14 protein-coding genes are annotated in these 23,122 nt (G+C 47.8%); 4 read left to right on the forward strand and 10 right to left on the reverse strand.

Annotated features, from left to right (window positions below; all coding sequences use genetic code 11):
* Positions 1-80: 80 nt before the first annotated feature.
* The 4 genes from rpiA to dnaQ all read right to left on the reverse strand — a co-directional run bounded on the left by rpiA (position 81) and on the right by dnaQ (position 2,797).
* Positions 81-755, reverse strand: a complete 675-nt coding sequence (rpiA, locus tag AB8Q18_07115; GenBank protein XDZ52827.1) for a ribose-5-phosphate isomerase RpiA — start codon at positions 753-755, stop codon at positions 81-83.
* A gap of 133 nt (positions 756-888) precedes the next feature.
* Complete coding sequence (gene ispF / locus AB8Q18_07120; protein ID XDZ52828.1) at positions 889-1,374, reverse strand: 2-C-methyl-D-erythritol 2,4-cyclodiphosphate synthase; 486 nt, start codon at positions 1,372-1,374, stop codon at positions 889-891.
* Positions 1,371-2,087 (reverse strand): 2-C-methyl-D-erythritol 4-phosphate cytidylyltransferase, encoded by a 717-nt coding sequence (gene ispD / locus AB8Q18_07125; GenBank protein ID XDZ52829.1) that lies wholly within the window; start codon positions 2,085-2,087, stop codon positions 1,371-1,373. The genes ispF and ispD overlap by 4 nt, the downstream gene beginning before the upstream one ends.
* Positions 2,084-2,797 carry a DNA polymerase III subunit epsilon gene (gene dnaQ, locus AB8Q18_07130; GenBank protein ID XDZ52830.1) on the reverse strand — a complete coding sequence of 238 codons (714 nt, stop codon included), beginning with the start codon at positions 2,795-2,797 and terminating at the stop codon, positions 2,084-2,086. The genes ispD and dnaQ overlap by 4 nt, the downstream gene beginning before the upstream one ends.
* Positions 2,798-2,990: 193 nt before the next feature.
* Here dnaQ and AB8Q18_07135 point away from each other — a divergent pair, with 193 nt between their 5' ends.
* The 4 genes from AB8Q18_07135 (at position 2,991) to AB8Q18_07150 (ending at position 6,811) form a co-directional block, all read left to right on the forward strand.
* Positions 2,991-3,443 (forward strand): peroxiredoxin, encoded by a 453-nt coding sequence (locus tag AB8Q18_07135; protein ID XDZ52831.1) that lies wholly within the window; start codon positions 2,991-2,993, stop codon positions 3,441-3,443.
* Positions 3,444-3,513: 70 nt separating this feature from the next.
* A complete protein-coding gene (locus AB8Q18_07140; protein XDZ52832.1) occupies positions 3,514-4,923 on the forward strand; it encodes a PhoH family protein in 1,410 nt (469 codons plus the stop codon).
* 180 nt (positions 4,924-5,103) lie between these two features.
* The gene (gene speB / locus AB8Q18_07145) at positions 5,104-6,069 is read left to right on the forward strand and encodes an agmatinase (GenBank protein XDZ52833.1); all 966 of its coding nucleotides are present in this window, start codon (positions 5,104-5,106) and stop codon (positions 6,067-6,069) included.
* An 88-nt stretch (positions 6,070-6,157) separates the two neighbouring features.
* Positions 6,158-6,811: a fumarylacetoacetate hydrolase family protein gene (locus AB8Q18_07150; protein ID XDZ52834.1), complete on the forward strand. Its 654-nt coding sequence runs from the start codon at positions 6,158-6,160 to the stop codon at positions 6,809-6,811.
* A gap of 58 nt (positions 6,812-6,869) precedes the next feature.
* Here AB8Q18_07150 and AB8Q18_07155 read toward each other — a convergent pair whose 3' ends face one another.
* The 6 genes from AB8Q18_07155 to AB8Q18_07180 all read right to left on the reverse strand — a co-directional run bounded on the left by AB8Q18_07155 (position 6,870) and on the right by AB8Q18_07180 (position 22,673).
* Positions 6,870-7,946, reverse strand: coding sequence for a fimbrial protein (locus tag AB8Q18_07155; GenBank protein XDZ52835.1), 1,077 nt, complete (start codon positions 7,944-7,946; stop codon positions 6,870-6,872).
* The gene (locus tag AB8Q18_07160; GenBank protein XDZ52836.1) at positions 7,936-10,500 is read right to left on the reverse strand and encodes a fimbria/pilus outer membrane usher protein; all 2,565 of its coding nucleotides are present in this window, start codon (positions 10,498-10,500) and stop codon (positions 7,936-7,938) included. Before AB8Q18_07160 ends, AB8Q18_07155 begins: the two co-directional genes overlap by 11 nt.
* Before the next feature lie 12 nt (positions 10,501-10,512).
* Entirely contained in the window at positions 10,513-11,238 is a 726-nt protein-coding gene (locus AB8Q18_07165; protein XDZ52837.1) for a molecular chaperone, read from the reverse strand.
* Between the two features lie 73 nt (positions 11,239-11,311).
* Positions 11,312-11,845: a fimbrial protein gene (locus AB8Q18_07170; protein ID XDZ52838.1), complete on the reverse strand. Its 534-nt coding sequence runs from the start codon at positions 11,843-11,845 to the stop codon at positions 11,312-11,314.
* Between the two features lie 488 nt (positions 11,846-12,333).
* Positions 12,334-13,143: an OmpA family protein gene (locus AB8Q18_07175; GenBank protein ID XDZ52839.1), complete on the reverse strand. Its 810-nt coding sequence runs from the start codon at positions 13,141-13,143 to the stop codon at positions 12,334-12,336.
* A 38-nt stretch (positions 13,144-13,181) separates the two neighbouring features.
* The gene (locus AB8Q18_07180; protein ID XDZ52840.1) at positions 13,182-22,673 is read right to left on the reverse strand and encodes a YadA-like family protein; all 9,492 of its coding nucleotides are present in this window, start codon (positions 22,671-22,673) and stop codon (positions 13,182-13,184) included.
* Between the last annotated feature and the right edge of the window lie 449 nt (positions 22,674-23,122).

The following is a 23,122-nucleotide window of genomic DNA, read 5'->3' on the forward strand; positions in this document are numbered from 1 at the left end:
CATCAGCCAGCCAAATAAAAAGCGCCTCCTTCGGGAAGCGCTTTTTTATGGCTTACTCAACTCACACCGAGCGAATAGGCCTAACGTAAAATGTCCACGCCGTCGGCCGTCGCCAAAATCAACACATGCGCCCGTTGATGCGCAAAAATGCCGTTATCCATCACGCCAGGAATACGGTTGATTTCGTCTTCTAGCGTCACCGGCTTGTCCACAAAAAAATCATGCACGTCTAAGATGTAGTTGCCGCTATCGGTCTTAAAGTCGGTGCGCAGCTCTGGCATACCGCCTAGTTTCACCAGCTGGCGCGCCACAAAAGAGCGCGCGGGTGGCAGCACCTCTACCGGCAAGGGAAAATGGCCGAGGCGCGACTTATATTTACTCTCGTCGGCAATGCAGATGAACTGGTCTGAAGCGGCCGCCACGATTTTCTCGTACAATAAAGCGCCACCGCCGCCTTTAATCATGTGGAGTGAATGGTTGATCTCATCGGCACCGTCCACATAGACCGGCAGATGCGCCACTTCGTTTAGGGTGACTTCAGGAATGCCGTATTGGGCCAATAAAGCAGACGTTTTTTCTGAAGTCGACACGGCCCCTTTGACTTTAATGTCTGATTTAGCCAAGGCTTCAATAAAAAAATTAACCGTCGAGCCCGTACCGATGCCGATGTATTCATTATTAGGAATAAATTCTAATGCTTTTTCGGCAGCCTGTTTTTTTAAAGCATCTTGTTTTTCTTTATCGAGCTGTTTCATAGATGTTCTCCCGGTTATGATTTTGTCTCATTCACCACGTTCTCGCGTGTCTGACATGCGCATAGCCTATCTGCATGCCGTGCATCACTGCCAGACCAGTGTAGAACGTTCTTTACCCGCTGACCAGTAGTTTTTACGCCTGAGCCGCCACTAAAAGCACGACGGCCTGCGCTTCAATCGCCTCTTGTCGGCCTAAATAACCCAATTTTTCATTGGTTTTGCCTTTGACGTTGATGGCGCTCACGGGCAGGCCTAAATCAGCGCTTAAATTGGCCTTAATGGCCGCCATATGCGGCGCCAACTTAGGCTGCTGGGCAATAATGGTGCTGTCCACGTTCACCAAGGTCCAGCCAGCGGCCTGAACGGCGGCATAGGCTTCACGCAACAACACGCGGCTATCAGCATCTTTAAAATCGGCACTGGTGTCGGGAAAATGATGGCCAATATCGCCCATCCCCGCCGCGCCTAAAATAGCGTCGGTGATCGCATGCAGCAATGCGTCGGCATCAGAATGGCCTAATAGGCCTTTATCAAAAGGGATTTCAACCCCGCCTAAAATTAATGGGCGACCTGCCACCAATTGGTGCACGTCATAGCCTTGGCCTACGCGAATCGTCATGCTCTTCCTTTTTCTTCCATCCGTCTGGCGCTGAGTACCGCTTCGGCCAATAAACGGTCTTGTTGTAATGTGAGTTTAAAATTACTGGCTTCACCCAAGACCAGCTTGGGCTGAAGGCCTAAGGCTTCAATGGCGGACGCTTCATCCGTCACCTGATTCAGATCGCCTAAGGCTAAGGCATCGGCCAATAGCCGTGCCCGAAACATTTGTGGCGTTTGCGCCTGCCATAGCCCCGCTCTATCGACGGTGGCTGCCACATCTCCTTCAGCATTGGCGCGCTTAAGCGTGTCCGCTACCGGCAGCGCCAGCAGCCCGCCAATGGTATGGCCGTGTAAATGGCCTATCAATCCAGACAAGGCCGTGGCGCTCAAGCAGCAACGCGCTGCATCGTGTACCAACACCCAGTCTTGATCCTGCACCGCTCCTAATGCCAATAGCTCAGCCAAGCCTTGCTGAACGGTTTGAGCGCGGCTAACGCCGCCACAGCGCAACACCGTCAATTTCTCCTGCGGCCAGTCATACTGATCAAAATAAGGATCATCCGGCGCAATCACCACCACCACCTGGTCAATCTTGGCTTCCGCCTGTAACACCGCCAAGGTATGGTGCAGCACGGTCTGGCCTAAGAGCTGGCTGTACTGCTTGGGCAAACCAGCACCAAACCGCGCGCCAACGCCTGCCGCAGGTATTAAGGCAACGTGACGCGGGCTCATTCAGGCTGCGCCGCTTGGCGATACAGGCTGGCCCCACCGACAGCCTTATCCAAGGCTTGGACATAGGCTTCATGAGCGGCCAGCTCTTCAGCATCGGCCAAGATCACGTTTAAATGGCTCGGTCGCACAATGGTTTGAACCAAATCAGCATCGTGACCGCTGGCTTCTTGATCACCCATGTCTAAACCATACTGCCCCCGCGTCATGCCAATGTACACGCCGGCCAACAGCTCACAGTCAATCAAGGCGCCGTGCAAAATACGGTTGCTGCGGTCCACCTCAAAACGGTCACACAAAGCGTCCAGCGTCGCCTTTTTACCTGGGAACATGGTTTTGGCCATTTTCAGGGTGTCGATGACTTTAGCGGTAAAATCCCCTACCATCGGCATGCCAACGCGGGCAAACTCGCTGTTTAAAAAACCCACGTCAAACGGTGCGTTGTGGATGATCAGTTCGCTGTCGGCTAAAAAATCAATGATTTGCTGACCAACGTCTTTAAAAATGGGTTTACCCACTACGTCTTTATCATAAATCCCGTGAATATTCGATGCCTCAGCAGGAATGTCGCGTTCTGGATTGACGTACAAATGTAAATAACGCCCTGTCAGCTGGCGGTCGATCATCTCAACCCCGGCAAACTCCACCAACCGGTCCCCATTTCTGGCGCTTAGGCCCGTGGTTTCGGTATCCAAAATTATTTGTCGCGTCATGGCTCTTATCTATCCTAGATGAATTCAACCTAAATGATACTTGAGCGAGGCCTTTATGAACACCTTTATGGCCACTTACAACAGGCTTTTAGCCTAATTATTCGGTTTATCTACTTGCCAGATAAAACAATAACGCTTAATGTTGAGGTATCAGGCTATTGTCATCATCATAACCGTCTAAAGGAGACCCAATATGACCCAAAAAATCAGCTTCACCCTGCCCGCGACCGACGACGTCCAGTTCAACAGCGATGAGCACCTTCCTTTAGTGGTTTATTTTTATCCCAAAGACAGCACTCCAGGCTGCACCACAGAAGCCAACGATTTTAAAGATCACCTGTCCGAATTTACCGAACTTGGCTACACCGTTGTCGGCATCTCCCGCGACAGCCTTAAGTCGCATGCAAACTTCAAGGCCAAGCAAGGCCTCAATTTCACTCTGCTCTCAGATGCCGACGAAACCGTCTGTAACCTGTTTGATGTCATCAAAATGAAAAACATGTATGGTAAACAAGTCAGAGGCATCGAACGATCCACCTTTATCCTCAACTCAGAAGGAGTCATCAGCAAAGAATGGCGCAAAGTACGCGTTCCTGACCATGTCGCAGAAGTATTGGCCTTTCTTAAGTCGGAGGCCGACAAGTAACACGCCTTATCCTGTATGAACCGTTGGTGCTGCTGTTTTCGATTATTCACTCAAAGTAAGGATATTCATAATGGTCAACTCCCCTCGTAATACTGCTAAAAGACGCCTATTCGTGCTCGACACCAATGTGTTGCTGCACGACCCCAATAGTCTGTTTCGTTTTGAAGAGCACGACGTCTACATCCCCCTCACCACCCTAGAGGAAATGGACGCTCACAAAAAAGGGCTCAGTGAAGTCGCCCGTAACGCCCGTCAAGCCAGCCGTATCCTCGATGACCTCATCAGCAGCAACAACGACGCCATCAGCACCGGTATTCCCCTCAATGGGACCGGCCATAAAGAAGCCACCGGCAAACTCATTTTACAAACCTCTATTGAGGCCGAGCCACTGCCTGAAGGCCTGCCGCTGGCCGGCGGCGACAACAAAATCCTCAGCGTTATGCTGTCGCTTGAAAAGAAGGTCAAAAACACCTATATTGCGCTGGTTTCTAAAGACATCAATATGCGTATTAAGGCCAAAGCCCTAGGCTTGGCCGCCGAAGACTATCGCAACGATAAAATCATCGACGACAGCGACATGCTGTACACCGGCCACCGTGAACTCGACAACAGCTTTTGGCTACGCAACGGCGCCGACTTAAGCTCTTGGCAAGAAAACGGCACGGTCTTCTATAAAGTTAAAGGCAAAGACGTACGTGAGTTCACCATCAACGAGCTCTTATGGAGTGACGAAGGTGAATCACCGTTTTACGTTCAGGTCATCGACATCCAAGGCGATGTGGCCACCTTACAAACCATCAAAGACTACAGTTCTAACAAACACTCCGTGTGGGGCATTAACGCTCGCAACACCGAACAGAACTACGCCTTAAACCTATTGATGAACCCCAACCTCGACCTCGTCACCATTTTGGGCCAGGCCGGCACCGGCAAGACCTTGCTGACCCTAGCCGCTGCCTTAAGCTTAACCTTTGATTATAAACAATATGACGAAATTATTGTCACTAGAGCAACCATCCCCGTTGGCGACGACATTGGCTTCTTACCCGGCACAGAAGAAGAGAAAATGAACCCTTGGATGGGTGGTCTGGAAGACAACCTTGAGGTACTGGGCAAAGGCGAAGACGACTCAGGCGACTGGGCCAAGGCCGCCACTCAAGACATGATGCGCACCCGCATTAAAATCAAGTCGATGAATTTTATGCGTGGGCGCACCTTCCACAATAAGTTCGTGATCATCGACGAGGCACAAAACCTCACCCAAAAGCAAATGAAAACCTTGATCACCCGTGCCGGCGCCGGCACCAAAGTGGTGTGCATGGGCAATCTGGCGCAAATCGACTCGCCCTATCTGACCGAAGGCAGTAACGGCCTCACCTACGCCGTCGATCGTTTTAAGGGCTGGGCCCATTCTGGCCACATCACCCTACGCCGCGGCGAGCGTTCGCGCCTAGCCGATCACGCCATCGAAATTTTATAAGCCCCTAGCCCATGCCGCCTAGTGCGGCATGGGCTTTTTTAAGGTTGCTTTTATGGGTTAAAACAGGCAAACTTTGGGCGCTAACAAAGCAGTACAGCCTCAAACTGTCGGCTGTGCCCCGTTTTAAAGATGGACAGTAACCGCATGTGCTTCATGCGTCGTTTTCTCGGAGAAAAAAGCATGTCAGAAATCATTGGCGACGGTGCCATTAGCCGCACCTCACTCTATGGCTCTTCTATTGAAAATACCTATTCAGGTGTTTTGTCTTTCATGCGTCGTAATTACAGCAAAGATTTAAGCGGCAGCGACATTGTCGTGTCTGGTGTTCCACTAGACCTAGCCACTACTTTTCGCTCCGGCGCCCGTCAAGGGCCCGCCGCCATCCGTGCCGCCAGCGTACAGCTGGCCGAACTCAAACCTTTTCCCTGGGGCTTTGATCCTTTTGACGATTTGGCCGTGATTGATTATGGTGACTGCTGGTTTGATGCCCACAATCCGCTGACAATTAAAGACAGCATCATCAATCATGCTCGCCACATTTTAAACAACAGCAACGCCAAGATGCTAACCTTTGGCGGCGACCATTACGTCACCTATCCGCTCTTGATCGCACACGCTGAAAAATACGGCAAACCATTGTCGCTGCTGCATTTTGATGCCCATTGCGACACTTGGCCAGACGACAATCCCGATTCATTGAACCATGGGACGATGTTCTATAAGGCCGTTAAAGATGGCTTAATCGACCCCACCACATCGGCCCAAGTAGGCATCCGCACCTGGAACGATGACTTCATGAGCATGAACATGCTATTCGCCCCGTGGGTACATGAAAACGGCGTCAAAGAAACCATTAGCCGCATCAAAGACATCATTGGCAATAATCCTGTCTACTTGACCTTCGACATCGACTGCCTCGACCCAGCCTTTGCTCCGGGCACCGGCACCCCCGTTCCTGGTGGTTTAACCACGGCTCAAGCCTTAAGCATTTTGCGTGGTCTAGAGTCGTTAAACATCGTCGGCATGGACGTAGTTGAAGTGGCCCCTAGCTACGACCAAAGCGAAATCACCGCTCTGGCCGCAGCCCACATCGCCGCCGACATGCTGTGCTTGATGCGCAACAAAAAGGTCAACGGCACCTTTTAACGTGGCTTAACGCCAAACATGCGGTTTGGGCCTCGACGCCCAAACCGCCTTATCATCATAAAATCAACAAAAACACGAGGAAAACAACATGGCTTCCGTTTCACTGAATGGTTTAGACACCCCCGTCAGCAATATTTTCTGCATCGGCCGCAACTATGTCGCCCACGCTAAAGAGCTCAACAATGACGTGCCAACTGAGCCCATGGTGTTTTTAAAGCCCACCTCGGCCTTACTGCACCCCACTAGCCCTGTAATTTTACCCAGCTATTCTCAGAGCATTCATTACGAATGTGAGCTGGTGATTCTGATTAAAGAAGACGCCCACAACGTCAGTGAAGCAGAGGCCTTAAACTACGTGGCCGGCTACAGCATTGGCCTAGATTTGACCGCACGCGATCTGCAAGACAAAGCCAAAAGCCAAGGCCACCCCTGGACCCAGTGTAAAGGCTTTCGTGGCGCAGCCTGCATCACCCATTTCGTTTCCAGCCAGATTGTTGACGATCCCAGCGGCCTGACCTTCGATCTGAAAATTAACGGCCAAACCCGCCAAAGCGGCAACACCGACTTAATGATCTTTTCCGTCCAAAAAATCATCAGCCATCTGTCACAATACTACGGTCTACAAAAAGGCGACCTCATTTACACCGGTACGCCCGCAGGCGTTGGCGAAGTCCATCCTGGCGACATCATGAGCCTAGACTTACATGGCCACATCCAGGCCGAGTTCAAAGTAGCGGCTTAAGCGGCCTCTGTGAATGTAAAAAAAAGCTGCCTTGATGGCAGCTTTTTAAATGATGGGACTATTGGTAAGAAAAGGTGATTTCAGCCCGGCCACTCACTGGCCCTGGCTTGACTTTTGTCACGCCTGGTTTCAGCGCATAATATACATCAAAAGTTGCCGTAACATCGCCCTGTTTGGCCTCTATCAAAAACTGATGTCGATTATCGCTGCCAAAAGTGTTGGGGCCAAACTGCAAATATGGCCCATCAACACTATTACGCTTTAATTTAAAGACCACCCCATTATCTTCACTGCTGTTTAAATAGTCACTCACGACTTGGCGGCTATAAGGATCCGTTAAAATGGCAGCCACTTTCAAATTTTTAGGACAGCTCAGCTTAATGCTGCCACTAACGCCACCTTTAACAGGGCCGCCCCTAGCCATCAGCTCACTCAACATAATGGGCTTCAGGTCGGCTCGAACATGACTACTGCCCACTATTTTACATGTTTGCTGATGATTATTCACTTTGATCCAAAGGTAAATATCCATTTGCGCCCCATCCCACCCCGTACCTTCTTCAATCACGCCTAACTTATAATGGCCGACTTTAATTCTTTGATATTGCTCCCCCCCCCCTTTAATCGGGCCGGTTTGGCGAATCTTAGTGATTTCCAGCTGTAGGCCAAACTTATTACCATATCTATTCGAAGTAGGGTTACTGCCTATTTTCTGCCCATCAATGTCAAACATAACTTTAAAGGTTAAATCCAGGCCACTCGCCGTACTCACTTGCATCTGGCCACTATCACCCATGCCTTTTTCTGGCACAAATTCAACCTTAGATTTAGCGTGATAAGTACCAGAAGTATTGCAAGCCGGCTTTACCTCCATGACTAAAGACTTACTGATCAAACGCTTATCGCTCAACTCGATCTGACCATTGTTGCCTTCTTTAACCACAATTTCATAGGCAGTCTGTTGCGTGTTTAAATCTATGCTACCCCTAGGTGTATAAGAGGCAATTGTTTCTAAATGTGGCGCTGGTATTCGCTGGGCATGGTAGTTAGACGGCCCAGGACAAATCTCCCATGCGGCATAGGTTGGGCCTGCCAAAAAAAGCAGCACCACCAGCCGGAACAAATTACTCATCATGTTCTTTATACTCCACTTTTTGGCAGTTCAAAACGTGTTTTTCTGGGCCTTGACTAGGCGCTTGTGCGTTAAGCTGGTACTGAAATTGGCATTTCTGTGTTTCATCCACACCCCATTTCACCCAAAATATGCCCTGTGTCTGCGACAGCTGCAGCAAAGTTCTTCCCCCCTGCCCAACAAAACCCAAAGACTCACCCTCAGCATTAACAACATCAGCGCCCATCGGCAACCGTTTGCCCTCAACATCATTCAGTTCAAACAAGACCATTCGCCCTATTTTTGTTTGGAATCGCACCAGGGAAACCGTATTACCACGTGGCACTAACTGTTTATGGCTCTGCTTTAAACTAACCCCTAAAGGCATATTCGCAGGATTAATCCCAATTTCGTTCACTTCGTAGGGATTGACCGAAGACAAGACGGCGATGCCCTGATGATTCAAAAACGTCCCCGGCATGTTTCTTAACTCCGCACCCTTAGCGCCTTGAGCATAGACAATCGCAAACGCGTCCCCCAAACTCTCGGACAATGTGAGTCCGTAAGGATGTAAAACCACGGCACCCGAAGCCCCTAACGAAACTTGATGGCTGTATTTAGTCGTCGTCACCGACGCACTGAGATTACCCTTACCAGAACGATAGTAAGTCCCAGCGCTCAAACTGTGGTCAGTTTTTTGTTTATTGGCAGACACCTGATACGACCAACGATTATGCTGATCTAGTGCGCCACTCACCCCAATTTGAGTATAGCCTTGCTCCTGTTCACTATGATTATGATTTACATGGATGTATTGAGGCCTACTCGCCACATCAAACGGCATAGATAAAGTTAACAATAAGCGATTCTTTTTGTCTCCACTATTAACATCGGCGACTTGATTAAACGAGACCCCATATCCCAAACGTTTATAGCTATTGCTATAACCAAACTGAACTTCCTTATCATAGCCAGATTGCGCCCAGCTTTGCCTAAAAAGACCCGACATATAAAATGTCCCCCAACGCTCTGGTAGTTCTTGACTGACGGAAAACGCTAATTCCTGCTTGGGCCGCCCAGCATATTCCTGGCGTTCTGTGTGATGATTCGATGCACCCAAATAAGCATCTAAATTTCTAAAACCTTTTTCACTATAGCGATAGGCCGTCACATTCAAGGTCGTCGCCGTTGGTGCCACATATTTATGGTAGTTTAGTTTAAGCTGTTGCCCCCGCTCATTCTGACCATTGCCCATTTTAGCCGTCGTCTGAAGAAAATCGATACCAAAGGCGCCAAGCTGGGTATTAAAAGCGGAACCCACTAATAAAACCTGAAAATCCGGATGCAATTGAAACGCACTGTTAACTGTCACATAATTGGTAAGCCCGTATTGCATACTGCCCTGCCAAACAGAATCATTTGTGACCGAATCAGCATAATGTAAACGACCCAACGCCATACTGTAATAAACCGAGCCCGGTCGAATCAACTGCGCCACACTGGAGAAAGGTACAATGAAACTGACCTCACGACCATCTGCCTCGGTGACCGTCACGTTTAAATCGCCCGCATAGCCCAAAGGGCTTAAATCTCTAATCGCAAAAGCACCAGGCGGAACCGTGCTTTCATAAATAATGCGCTGCTGTTGCCTAATCGTCACCTTCGCATGCGTCATGGCCACCCCCCTCACCACTGGGGCATAACCACGCCACTGCGCCGGCAGCATACGATCATCTGTCTTAAGCTCAATCCCTCTCAGTTTAACCCCATCAATGAATTGGCTATAACCGTAGAAATCACCGATTTTTAGCTGTGATCGCCAGTTGGATAGCTCAGTTTGCAAATAAGTATCATTGCTTTGATAATGTCCAGAGCGCTGTGAAGGACGATTATAATAACCACTATGACGCAGTGCCCAACTGCCAAAATGCAGGCCCGTACGAATGCCTAAAGCATGATCGACTTGGCGTCGCCCCTCATCTGGCCATGTCCCGTAGCTATTGGCATTGTAATCAAAATAGGCTGCAACATCGCCTTTATCCCACAAGGCTGGCGGGATCATGGTGTATCCCGTATCGTTTAACCAAGCTTGAGGCACGACTAAATTCAATCGCAAACTGGAAAAATTAAGCTGATCGCTCGCACCCGGCAAGCGCTCTTGTAGCGTCGGGCAAGCAGCTTCCGCCTCTGAGATGGCACGTGGTGCAACATTTAACGCCAATAACAAGGCATCATCAACGCATAATGAAACGGTCGACGCCGACGTTTGTTTAAACGTTACTAAGGTGTTTTTTTGCCACTGATTATTAACGAACACATCCAATAAATAACGCCCAGGCAAAACGGCATCGGCTTGCGCAAATTTGGTTAAATCCACCATCGGATAAACGCTCGACAAACGCAACAAATCTTCATCAAACTGTGCCGGTGCTGGCTGAGGCTTTTTAAGGGTGGGTTCAACCTGCTGTGTGTTCAATGATTCAGCCATACCTTCATCTAGGGCTACAGCAGACACGGTGGACCACATTGTCAACGCAGGAAGGCCGCACATGAAGACTTTAAGCAACGCCTGATTCATCTACGTAACGACCTAACGTTGAAACGGTGCAGTCACAAGCACACGTGCACCATAATCATTGATGTACACAAACTGAAAGGTTTTTAACTGTTGCACTTGAGCGGACGGGATGTTTTTCACCACAATCTGCTGATGGCTTTTAGGCGCAATCATATCGGCCTCATAAGCCACCAAAGCACCAGCCTGATTAATCAGGTTTACCTCACTAAGGTTGAGATAAAAAGGCGTTGGATTATCAACGCTGAGGATAAATTGCCCGGTTGCGTCTTTTTGCAACCGCCATATATAGTCTTGTTCGACCTGATCTGGTTTTTGCTTGATTTCGGCCGGACGATAAAACAATTTAAGCTGATTACGAATGGCCATCAGCAAATAATTCGCAGCACCCGCTTCTGGTGTGGGTGGAATTTCCAATACATTAAAGCGAAAAAGGGTTTCTCTATCGGTAGGCAAAGGCTCTTGCGTATACATCAGGCGTAAACTTTGGCCTTCGTTGGCTTCCATCCGAAACACTGGCGGCATCACCACAAAAGGAACGGCCAGATTAGCTTTATTTTTAGGCTCATCAAAATAGTCCACCCAGGATTGTACCAAAGCAGGTTGGCTGGCATCATTTTTCAACTCAATGCCCACCTCATTCTGATGTCCAGAATAAATCACTCTGGTACCCGTTATGACCACGCTGGCCACACTTGGTAGCGAAATCAACATCAACAATAGAAAACTCAATACGCGCATACCAACACCTATAATCATAAAAAAAGGTTAAGTAATGCACCCAGGCATTACTTAACCATATCAACAAAGCGACTTATTTATAGGCAATGTCGTACGTCATCAATGCACGCACTTGGCCGGCACCAACGGTTTTATCTTCAGCAATGTAAGCAGCAGTATAGTTGAACACCGCACCTTTATTAACGACCTTAACCGCTTTACCTTCGGCACCTTGTGCCAGTTTAAGTTTTTGGCCACCATTTTGTTCATCGAATAAAACAATGTTCACGTTGGCCGCAGGATCTTGTGCTTGATTTACAATGTGACCCGTCGCATTAAACAAACTTGCTTGAGCAGCAGAAAAAGCCACCGAAACATCTTTGCTGTCCTCTGAACATTCAGTTAATTTAATACTAAAAGGTGTTTTACCAGCGGTATCCCCAACGGCTTTAAACGACTGAGCGCTGACTACAGGTAAAGAAACTTTGATGTTATTCGTGCTGCCTGCATTGACTTTACAGGTTGCAGCCGTCACCATGCCATTAATTTCAATAGTACCATCCGCGGCAAAACCATAAGTGGTTAATGAAGACAACGCTAAACCCAGAGCTAAAGAACGGAAATTCATTAATAAACCTTTAATAAAGAATATATGTGATGTATATAATTGTGGCCTAAAGTTTATAAAGTCACACCCTATATTTTTAGACTCAACAATCAGTCAAGTTAATTGCTGAATCGAATCATACACGTATTTTTTCATTACACCAGATGGCACAAGAGCCTCATATGCCTAAAGTCTTTACGCCCCAAAATGGGAATCCTGCCTATTGTGTTCTGTATTGACATCGATATAAATCTTTACAAAAATTAACTCTTTATTATCACAAACTTACAAAGATTACAGAAATTGTCGACAACAATTGCTCCTTTAATTTAATTTCTATTAAAACTAAAGGCATGATTTATTAATTTAATCGCATATATGCAACGACAGTACAAATGAACGGGGTTCATTGTTTTCAAATGATATATGTAAAATGTATTAATCTTAAAAAGCAATAAAAAAAACGCCTGCTGATAATCAGCAGGCGTTTTCATGCAACCTAGCTAGGTTTATTTTTTAGTCCCAACGATGTCTACCGTTACACGACGATCTTGTTGCAAGCATGCTTTCAAAGCAGCATTAGCATTTTGTCCTACACAGCTCGTCGTTTTAGGCATGCTCTTACCTGCACTACGGGTGCTGATCGGTGCATCAACGCCCTGCTGCTGCAATACCATGCGTACGGTATTGGCACGCTCTTGGCCCAAGCGTTGGTTATAAGCATCGCTGCCTAAGCGATCGGTATGGCCAGTCAAAACGATGCTGCTGATTGAAGCATAGTTTTGCTTGAGTTGGCGAGCCAGCTGAGCCAAAGCCTCTTGACCTTGTGGCAACAACTCATTTGCCTGTGAGCCATTAAACTGGAACAAGGCATCGGCTGACAGCTCGATCTGCTCTGCTTTCGCAGCCACAACCGGGCGACCGTTGATCAAATCAGCACAGGCTGGCTCACGCCAGAAAAAGCTTTGCGCCAATTTATCTTGATCAAACAATACCTTGTACTGACAGGTCACCACTTCGCCGTTAGATAGTGGGAAATGGAATAGGTAATCCCACTCCACCACACCAATCAGGCCTTCATTAAAGTGTGGGCGACCCAAAAGATTGTACAGCTGATCTTTGGTCATGCCTGGGCGCACCAGTTTCAATGCGTTCACTACAGGGAAACTACCGGTTTTAAAGCTCACGCTTTCGGCGTCCGGCCAAACCACCTCATCGGTGGTGCCGTTCGATTTAACGTGACTCACGCTGGTACAGGCACTCAACAACATCGCAGCAACCGTGGTCAAGCCCAGCAGGGTTTTATTCATTTTCTTCATGTTTATTCCTTTGATCATTTCTGTCTGAGTAATGGGGTTTACCACTGGTAGCCAACGCCGGCTGATGCGCCGTACTGACTGCGTGCATTACCAGACATATTGGCTTTAACCACCCAATTACCGTTGTCAGAAATGGTTGACACACCAATTGCGTAACCACTTTCACCGCGCCAAGTACTGCCAGCAATCGCCATCATGCTCTTACCTGGTAGGTAGGCTTGTGGCAAACCTGCTGCGGCCATGGCTGCTGCCACGCCGGCACGGCTGTCTTTATCGATGTCATCAATACGTTGGTTCATTTTGCCCATGTTTTGATGAACTTCGTTAAATTGGTTATCAATCTTAGTGACAGCGCCTTTCAACTGGCTCACGTTCACAGCATCGTTGTCTTTCACGCCGGCTGCTACGTTACCCACGGTGACTTCTTTGCCTTTTTCACCCAACGTTACTTTAGACTTGTCTACTTTACCGTCTGCAGTTTTGTCGTAATGAACGGCGCTGTTGTCTAAATCATTCAAAGCATCGGTGACGTTGTCTTGCTTACCGCCAGCCACTTCAAACTTGGTTTCAAGGCTAACCTTACCGTCTTTAGACACATACGTCACACCACTACCAAAGGTCTTCTGAACTTCTTCAGCCAAGTTGTTTAGCTGACCGCCTGTAATGACGTCTTTACTACCGCTGCTCACGTCACCATTACCATTGGTCCCGATGGTCACCGTATTGCTGCCCTTATCAACGGTCACTTTGATGTTGTTCTCACCTTTCATCACCACGGTATTGCTGTTGCCAACGCCAGTGTTAGGGTTATCTTTTGGATTACCGGTATCGCTGCTGTCAGTGCCACTGCCACCAGTATTACCGCCATTTTCCTTCTCGCCAGGCTTGCTGCCGTTACCGTTACCTGGGTTACCAGGGTTAACCACGGCACCGCCATTACCATCGCCTTCACCTTCTAGGCGCCACTGTAGATCATTGATCGCTTGATTCAATTGACCAAGATTCACAGCATGATCATTCAGCGTACCCGCACCCACGCCAGTAATTTGATTACCGCCCATGTTCACGGTACCTGCAGGACCTTTTGCAATCGTCAAGCCGCCATTAAGAATGTTAAAGCCACCATGGACATCAATAGGCTTACCGGTACTGCTAGTGAAGCTATTAACCGTCAGGTTTTTGTTCAACGAGAAGTCAATTGTGGCAATACCATTTTCATACTTAGCAGCCACTTTCAAGTTGCTTTCAGTATCAGCCAAACCAATATCTACTGTTTCACCTGGTTTAATCTGTTTACTGGTCAAGGCATTGTCAGACTTAATATTCCAGCCTTTGTTAGCCACTTGAGTCACTTCACCCAACTGATCAACGTTGACAGCGTCTTTACCATCTTTGCCTGGGGCAACGTTGGTGATGCGGCCGTCTTCGCTAAAGCCAATGCCTGCCTTACCGTCTGCACCTTGTAGACCTAAACCGCCATCTTTACCCACTAATGACATGCCAGGCTTACCGTCTTTACCGTTGAAGGCAATAGAAGCATCTTTACCGTCTGCACCATTCAATACTAGGCCAGAGAACTCAGGACGTTCAGCCATTTGTAGGTTGATGTTGCCTTCAGCGTCTGCCACAGTTTTTAGGTTCTTACCAACGTAAGTACCTTCTGTAGTGGCTTCACCTTTAATGGTGGTTTTTTCGCCTAGGTTACGATGGAATTCACCGTCGTTACCCGCAAAATCCATGCCTTTATTGGTTAAATCAGTACCTAATTCACCCAGTTGATCGACATTGACAGCATCGGTACCGTCTTTACCAGCGGCAACGTTGGTGATGCGGCCATCTTCACTAAAGCCAACGCCGGCTTTACCGTCTGCACCTTGTAGACCTAGACCGCCATCTTTACCCACTAATGACATGCCAGGCTTGCCGTCTTTACCATTGAAGGTAATAGAAGCATCTTTGCCATCTGCGCCATTCAATACTAGGCCAGAGAACTCAGGACGTTCAGCCATTTGTAGGTTGATGTTGCCTTTTTCGTCTGCTACGGTTTTCAGGTTTTTACCAACGTAAGCACCTTCAGTAGTGGCTTCACCTTTAATGGTGGTTTTTTCGCCTAGGTTACGATGGAATTCACCGTCGTTACCCGCAAAATCCATACCTTTAGCGGTCAAGTCAGTATTAAACTCGCCCAATTGGTCCATGTTGACAGCGTCTTTACCATCTTTGCCTGGGGCAACGTTGGTGATGCGGCCGTCTTCGCTAAAGCCAATGCCCGCTTTGCCGTCTGCACCTTGTAGACCTAGACCGCCATCTTTACCCACCAATGACATGCCAGGCTTGCCGTCTTTACCGTTGAAGGCAATAGAAGCATCTTTACCGTCTGCACCATTCAATACTAGGCCAGAGAACTCAGGACGTTCAGCCATTTGTAGGTTGATGTTGCCTTCAGCGTCTGCCACAGTTTTTAGGTTCTTACCAACGTAAGTACCTTCTGTAGTGGCTTCACCTTTAATGGTGGTTTTTTCGCCTAGGTTACGATGGAATTCACCGTCGTTACCGGCAAAATTTAGACCTTTATTGGTTAAATCAGTACCTAATTCACCCAATTGATCCATATTAACAGCGTCTTTACCATCGATGCCTGGGGCAACGTTGGTGATGCGGCCGTCTTCGCTAAAGCCAATGCCCGCTTTGCCGTCTGCACCTTGTAGACCAAGACCGCCATCTTTACCCACTAATGACATGCCTGGCTTGCCGTCTTTACCGTTGAAGGCAATAGAAGCATCTTTGCCGTCTGCGCCATTCAATACTAGGCCAGAGAACTCAGGACGTTCAGCCATTTGTAGGTTGATGTTGCCTTTTTCGTCTGCTACGGTTTTCAGGTTTTTACCAACGTAAGCACCTTCAGTAGTGGCTTCACCTTTAATGGTGGTTTTTTCGCCTAGGTTACGATGGAATTCACCGTCGTTACCCGCAAAATCCAGGCCTTTAGTGGTCAAGTCAGTATTAAACTCGCCCAATTGGTCCATGTTGACAGCGTCTTTACCATCTTTACCAGCAGTAACGTTGGTGATGCGGCCGTCTTCGCTAAAGCCAATGCCCGCTTTGCCGTCTGCACCTTGTAGACCTAGACCGCCATCTTTACCCACTAATGACATGCCAGGCTTGCCGTCTTTACCGTTGAAGGCAATAGAAGCATCTTTACCGTCTGCGCCATTCAATACTAGGCCAGAGAACTCAGGACGTTCAGCCATTTGTAGGTTGATGTTGCCCTTATCGTCCGCTACAGTTTTCAGGTTCTTACCAACGTAAGCGCCTTCAGTAGTGGCTTCACCTTTAATGGTGGTTTTTTCGCCCAGGTTACGATGGAATTCACCGTCGTTACCGGCAAAATTTAGGCCTTTATTGGTCAGATCAGTACCTAATTCACCTAGTTGATCTACGTTGACAGCGTCTTTGCCATCTTTACCAGCAGTAACGTTGGTGATGCGGCCATCATCGCTAAAGCCAATGCCTGCTTTGCCGTCTGCACCTTGTAGACCTAGACCGCCATCTTTACCCACTAACGACATGCCAGGCTTACCGTCTTTACCGTTGAAGGCAATAGAAGCATCTTTGCCGTCTGCGCCATTCAATACTAGGCCAGAGAACTCAGGACGTTCAGCCATTTGTAGGTTGATGTTGCCTTTTTCGTCTGCCACGGTTTTCAGGTTTTTACCAACGTAAGTACCGGCCGTAGTGGCTTCACCTTTAATGGTGGTTTTTTCACCTAACTGACGGTTGAACTCACCCGTGTTACCAGCAAAATCTAGGCCTTTGTTCAGCTCTTCACCTACGTTTAGGTCTTTGCTAGGCTTACCGTCTGCACCAGGTTTGCCGTCTTTAATGATCAGCTCTTTGGTTTCAACTTTATCTAGACCAGTCAAGTTTTTAGCCAAGTCAAAGGTCAAGTTATTGCCAGCGTTAGAGATTTTGATGTTGCCATCGGTGTTTTTGAAGTCAACGGTGTCGCCAGGCTTAACGTTGCTGCTGTTAGCGCCTTGAGTGGTTACATTCCAACCTTTATTGGCTACTTCGCTTACTTTAGTCAGCTGATCAACGTTAACCGCATCTTTACCGGCTACACCATCTTGAACGCCTGTAATTTTGCCATCTTTGTTAATGGTGATGTCGCCAAACTTAGGTGCGTCGGCCATTAGCAGATTAATATTGCCTTCTGCATCAGCAACGGTTTTCAGGTTGTTACCGCTGAAGGTACCGGCAGTAGAGGCCAAACCTTTAACCGTGGTGGTTTCACCCAATTGACGGTTAAACTTGCCTTCGTTGGTCACAAAGTTCAGACCTTTGTTCAACTCAGCGCCTACGTTCAAGTCTTGGCTAGGCTTACCGTCTGCACCAGGTTTGCCGTCTTTAATGATCAGCTCTTTGGTTTCAACTTTATCTAGACCGGTCAAGTTTTTAGCCAAGTCAAAGGTCAGCTCGTTACCCTTGTTAGCGATTTTGATGTTGCCATCGGTGTTTTTGAAGTCAACCGTGTCGCCAGGCTTAACGTTGCTGCTGTTAGCGCCTTGAGTGGTTACATTCCAACCTTTATTGGCCACTTCGCTTACTTTAGTCAGCTGGTCAACGTTAACCGCATCTTTACCGGCTACACCATCTTGAACGCCTGTAATTTTGCCATCTTGGTTAATGGTGATGTCGCCAAACTTAGGCGCGTCGGCCATTAGCAGATTAATATTGCCTTCTGCATCAGCAACGGTTTTCAGGTTGTTACCGCTGAAGGTACCGGCAGTAGAGGCCAAACCTTTAACCGTGGTGGTTTCACCCAATTGACGGTTAAACTTGCCTTCGTTGGTCACAAAGTTCAGACCTTTGTTCAACTCAGCGCCTACGTTCAAGTCTTGGCTAGGCTTACCGTCTGCACCAGGTTTGCCGTCTTTAATGATCAGCTCTTTGGTTTCAACTTTATCTAGACCGGTCAAGTTTTTAGCCAAGTCAAAGGTCAGCTCGTTACCCTTGTTAGCGATTTTGATGTTGCCATCGGTGTTTTTGAAGTCAACCGTGTCGCCAGGCTTAACGTTGCTGCTGTTAGCGCCTTGAGTGGTTACATTCCAACCTTTATTGGCCACTTCGCTTACTTTAGTCAGCTGGTCAACGTTAACCGCATCTTTACCGGCTACACCATCTTGAACGCCTGTAATTTTGCCATCTTGGTTAATGGTGATGTCGCCAAACTTAGGCGCGTCGGCCATTAGCAGATTAATATTGCCTTCTGCATCAGCAACGGTTTTCAGGTTGTTACCGCTGAAGGTACCGGCAGTAGAGGCCAGACCTTTAATCGTGGTGGTTTCACCCAATTGACGGTTAAACTTGCCTTCGTTGGTCACAAAGTTCAGACCTTTGTTCAACTCAGCGCCTACGTTCAAGTCTTGGCTAGGCTTACCGTCTGCACCAGGTTTGCCGTCTTTAATGATCAGCTCTTTGGTTTCAACTTTATCTAGACCAGTCAAGTTTTTAGCCAAGTCAAAGGTCAGCTCGTTACCCTTGTTAGTGATTTTAATGTTGCCATCGGTGTTTTTAAAGTCAACCGTATCGCCAGGTTTAACGTTGCTGCTGTTAGCGCCTTGAGTGGTTACATTCCAACCTTTATTGGCCACGTCACTTACTTTAGTCAGCTGGTCAACGTTGACTGCGTCAGTGCCTTTTTGACCCGGGGCCACGTTTTTGATCACTTGATCACCAGCGTTGATACCGCCAGTGGTGATGCTTGGGCCATCGTTAATGGTTAGGCCATTGTTGTTCATCACGGTATTGCCCGTGGTCACGCTGGTCAACTTTAGTTCTTTGTTTAACGCAAAATCAATGGTGGTTTCACCAGTAGCTTTGTCGGTTTTTGCCGCAACGCTTAGGTTTTTCTCATCTGCTGCCAAACCAATGTCAACCGTGTCGCCTGGCTTCACTTGAGTGCTGCCTAAAACATTGTCAGACTTAACTTGCCAGCCTTTATTGGCCACTTTGTTCACTTCAGTCAACTGATCAACGTTGACGGCGTCAGTGCCTTTTTTACCTGGAGCCACGTTCTTGATCACTTGATCACCGGCATTGATGCCACCAGTGGTGATGCTTGGGCCACCGTTAATAGTTAGGCCTTCGTTGTTCATCACGGTATTGCCAGTGGTCACGCTGGTGAACTTGGCATTTTTAGCCATTTCAATCGACAAACCATTGTCGGTCATACGGGTAATCAGATTTTCACCACTGGTTTCGGTGGCTGCATCTTTAATACCGCCCGTAATCGCTAGGGTTTCACCCAGATTACGGTGTTCAACAGCACCGGTATTGCCCGCAAAATTCATGCCACGTTCAGTCAACACTTTGTCAAGGGCTTTTAGCTGCGCCACGTTCACGCCATCAGTGTCACTTTGACCACCAGCAACGTTGGTGATGCGGCGTTCGGCACCTTTTGCACCAACAGACACAATGCCTGTTTTGGCGTCGTCATGCTTAACCTTGCTGTATGCCGCTTCAGAATTGTACAAGACATCATCGGTTTTTGAGTTCGAACCTAAGGCGATAGAGTCGGCACGATTAACTTGTGCGCCACTACCTAATGCCGCACCATTTTTGGCATTAACTTGTGAACCAGCACCCATCGCGATGGCTTTAGTCGCATTATCATGAACGATTGCGCCCGTACCCATGGCCAAACCATCAGTTGCGCCAACGCGCACTTCAGCTTTGGTACCCATGGCCACACCGCGTTCAGCGGTTACTTTGGCGCTACTGCCCCACGCATTGGCCTGTTTACCCTCAGCAACTGCTTTATTACCAATGGCCACGGCTTCTTCAGCAGCACCACTGTTGTTTTTATTACCAGCGATAGCGCCCGTACCGATGGCAATACCGCTCACGGCATAATCTATAGCGCCCGTACCGATGGCAGTACCATTCACGCCGTTAGATTCTGCACCCGTACCGAAGGCATTGCTGTCTTTTGCAACTGCTTTCGATTTAGTACCAATTGCCGTACTGTCAAAACCCGAAGCCAAAGCTTCACGACCTGTGGCTAAAGCACCCTCAGCTTCTGTTATTGCTTTATAACCGATAGCAGTTGACTGAAGTGCTTTTTCTTTTGCATGTGCCCCCACACCTAATGCCATGGCGCTATAGTCTTGTGATTTAGCACGGGTACCGAAGGCGATCCCTTCATTACGAGTCACCAATGAGTCCACACCGATGGCAATGCCATCACCAGCAGCTTTACCATTGTCTTCGGCTTGCATCACTTCGGCATTTTTACCCATAGCAATCGAACGCTCAGCATTCGCTTTAGTGTTATGGCCGACGGCAACACTGCTTTCGCCATAGGCACGGCTATTATGACCCATTGCGGTACTGGATGATTGTTCTGCACGCGCATGATTGCCCACAGCAGTAGCACTTAGACTAACGGCCGTATTGGTGTTTTGGCCTTCATTTTTTTCTAGGCCAGCAAGCGCGCCATAGCCAATGGCCGTACCCAGCTCGCTTTCAGCACGAGCCGAAGGGCCAATCGCCATTGAGTTCTTGCCTTTAGCGCCTTCATTAGCAAAATTACTGCCAGCTAAACCTTCTTCAGTCTTGATCGAGAAGTAGTGGGTTTTACCCTCATCTACGACTTTCTTTAACTGACCTAGATTCACTGCATCACCATCGGCTTGGCCGTCCGCCACACCTGTAATTTTAGTCCCGTGCAAACCTTTAAGGGTAATCACCGAGCCAGTAGCATCATAAAGTACGGCATTATCCATAGGGCTGCCTGGTACAGTGCCGCTTTGAATCGCGCGAATGGCGTCATTAATCGTTGAATAGCTTTTGCCATCAAACATATAGGCAAAAGAGCCATCAGCACGTACGCCGGTACCGTCACCAACCAGATTCGCAACGGCCTGCTGTGCCTGTTTAAGCTGTTTCACGTTGACCGCATCATGGTCAGCAGCACCGCCAGACACATTAGTAATACGACGGGTAAAGGCCGTTGAGCCTTCAGACAAGCCAATAGAAACGGCACTACCAGGCGCTGCTTCACCAGATAGATATGAGCCAGGGGCTTTCAACATTGAATCAGTCATTGAACCAGCGCCTAAAGCCACGCCAGCATCATTTGCTCGCGCGCCTTGACCAATGGCCACACCAGTGTCGCCCTTCGCAAATGAACTTTGACCAAGAGCAATACCGCTTACGCCTTGTGCACGTGCGCCAGAACCCATGGCAATACTGTCATTACCCGTTGATTTTGTGTCTTTACCAATGGCAATGGCCCACTCTACATTCTGGGGAACATCATTATTGTCTTGATCAATATTTTTATTGGCTTGGTGACCGATCGAAATATTGCCATCGCCTTTAAGGTTATTGCCAGCCTCATTGCCCAACACAACGTTGTACTGACCCTCAACTTTACGGCCTGTCAAATGACCTACGGCCGTGTTAAAACTGCCGTTAACGTTTTGCCCTGCTTTTGTACCAATGGCCACATTTGAATAGTCAGCAGACTCAATACTCGTGCTCGTCCCTTGACCTGCGTCTAAACCAATTGCAATACTATTTTTGGTGTTGGCTTGTGCGCCATGCCCCATGGCCACAGAGTTTGACTCTATGGCTTGAGCCTTATTACCCATGGCAATAGAGTTGCCAGCAGCATTAGCCGTATTACCCATGGCAATCGCATTAGCGGCGGCCTTAGTTTGAGTACCGATGGCCACAGCATCCGCAGCTGCATTACTCATGGTACCCATGGCCACTGCATTAGCGGCGGCATTGCTCTTAGTGCCCATGGCGACCGCATTTTCGCCGGCAGCTGTTGCTTCATCACCTACGGCCACAGCACTTTGAGCTAACGCTTGAGCCGCAGGGCCTACGGCAACGCTGTCTGTGCCAGCAGCATTGGCATCAGCTTTGCCAGAAGTTGCTTTAAAGTGCTTGGTTGCTTCTTTTAAATTATCAGCAGCTTCTTTTTTAGCTTCTGTCACTTTAGTATCTAGCTGAGCCAAACCATCAGCGCTGCTTTGACTCAAAGCGTTGATTTTTTGATCAGCAGCGGTAATAGCCGCTTTGTTTTCGCCGATGGCAACTTTGTTTTGCTCGATAGCCGTTTTACTTTCACCAATGGCGGCTGTGTTTTGGCCAATGGCTGCCGTGTTGGCCTCGGTTGCGTCTTTATTGTTACCAATTTCAACTGCATTTTGCTCGATGGCGGCTGCATTTTGCTCAATAGCAGCGGTATTTGCACCGATATCAGCTGTATTTTGATTAATTTTGCCTGTATTCTGAGCAATAGCGGCTGTATTTTCACCAATAGCGGCCGTATGTTGCTCAACCACTTCGCCCATTTCATCTAGCGTCACTGCACCCGCAGACAACGACAACCCCATCAATACAGCACCTACTACGGTCTTGCTGCTGCACGACTTACCTTTTGCTTTTGACAACTCTGAAGTCACCGTCCAGGTTCTGGTCGCTTGGCTCCAGACAATCTTGAAAATCTTATTCATTAATAAAACCTTAAAAATAATTAAATAAATACTGAAGAAATGTTACTAAACTAAAATCAAAACGATATTTAAAATGGATACTTTTATTTGAATTAACTAAACAGAATGAATAAATAATCTTGATACTGTTGCATTCTGTTTAGCTAACTGGGTACTTACCCATTGAAAACTCGCTCCATTTCGGTGTCGCATCTTACCAGCGATTATTTTTATAAACAGTCTTGACTAAGATCAAATTTTAAATATTGTAAATATATGTAAATTAATTAACATTGTTTTTAGTGTTGTAAATTGATGACGTTTAAATTATTTACATTAATTAACAATTGAAGCATAAGCGCTCGTGATTACTTTGCAGATTGTCGACAGTTTTAATTATGATACCGAAATATTTATCAAACCAAACGCATCGATAGATATATTTAATAATGAAAGTGTGGCGTATCTTG

It is taken from the genome of Neisseriaceae bacterium CLB008 (assembly GCA_041228285.1).
In the GTDB taxonomy this organism is placed as follows: domain Bacteria; phylum Pseudomonadota; class Gammaproteobacteria; order Burkholderiales; family Neisseriaceae; genus JAGNPU01.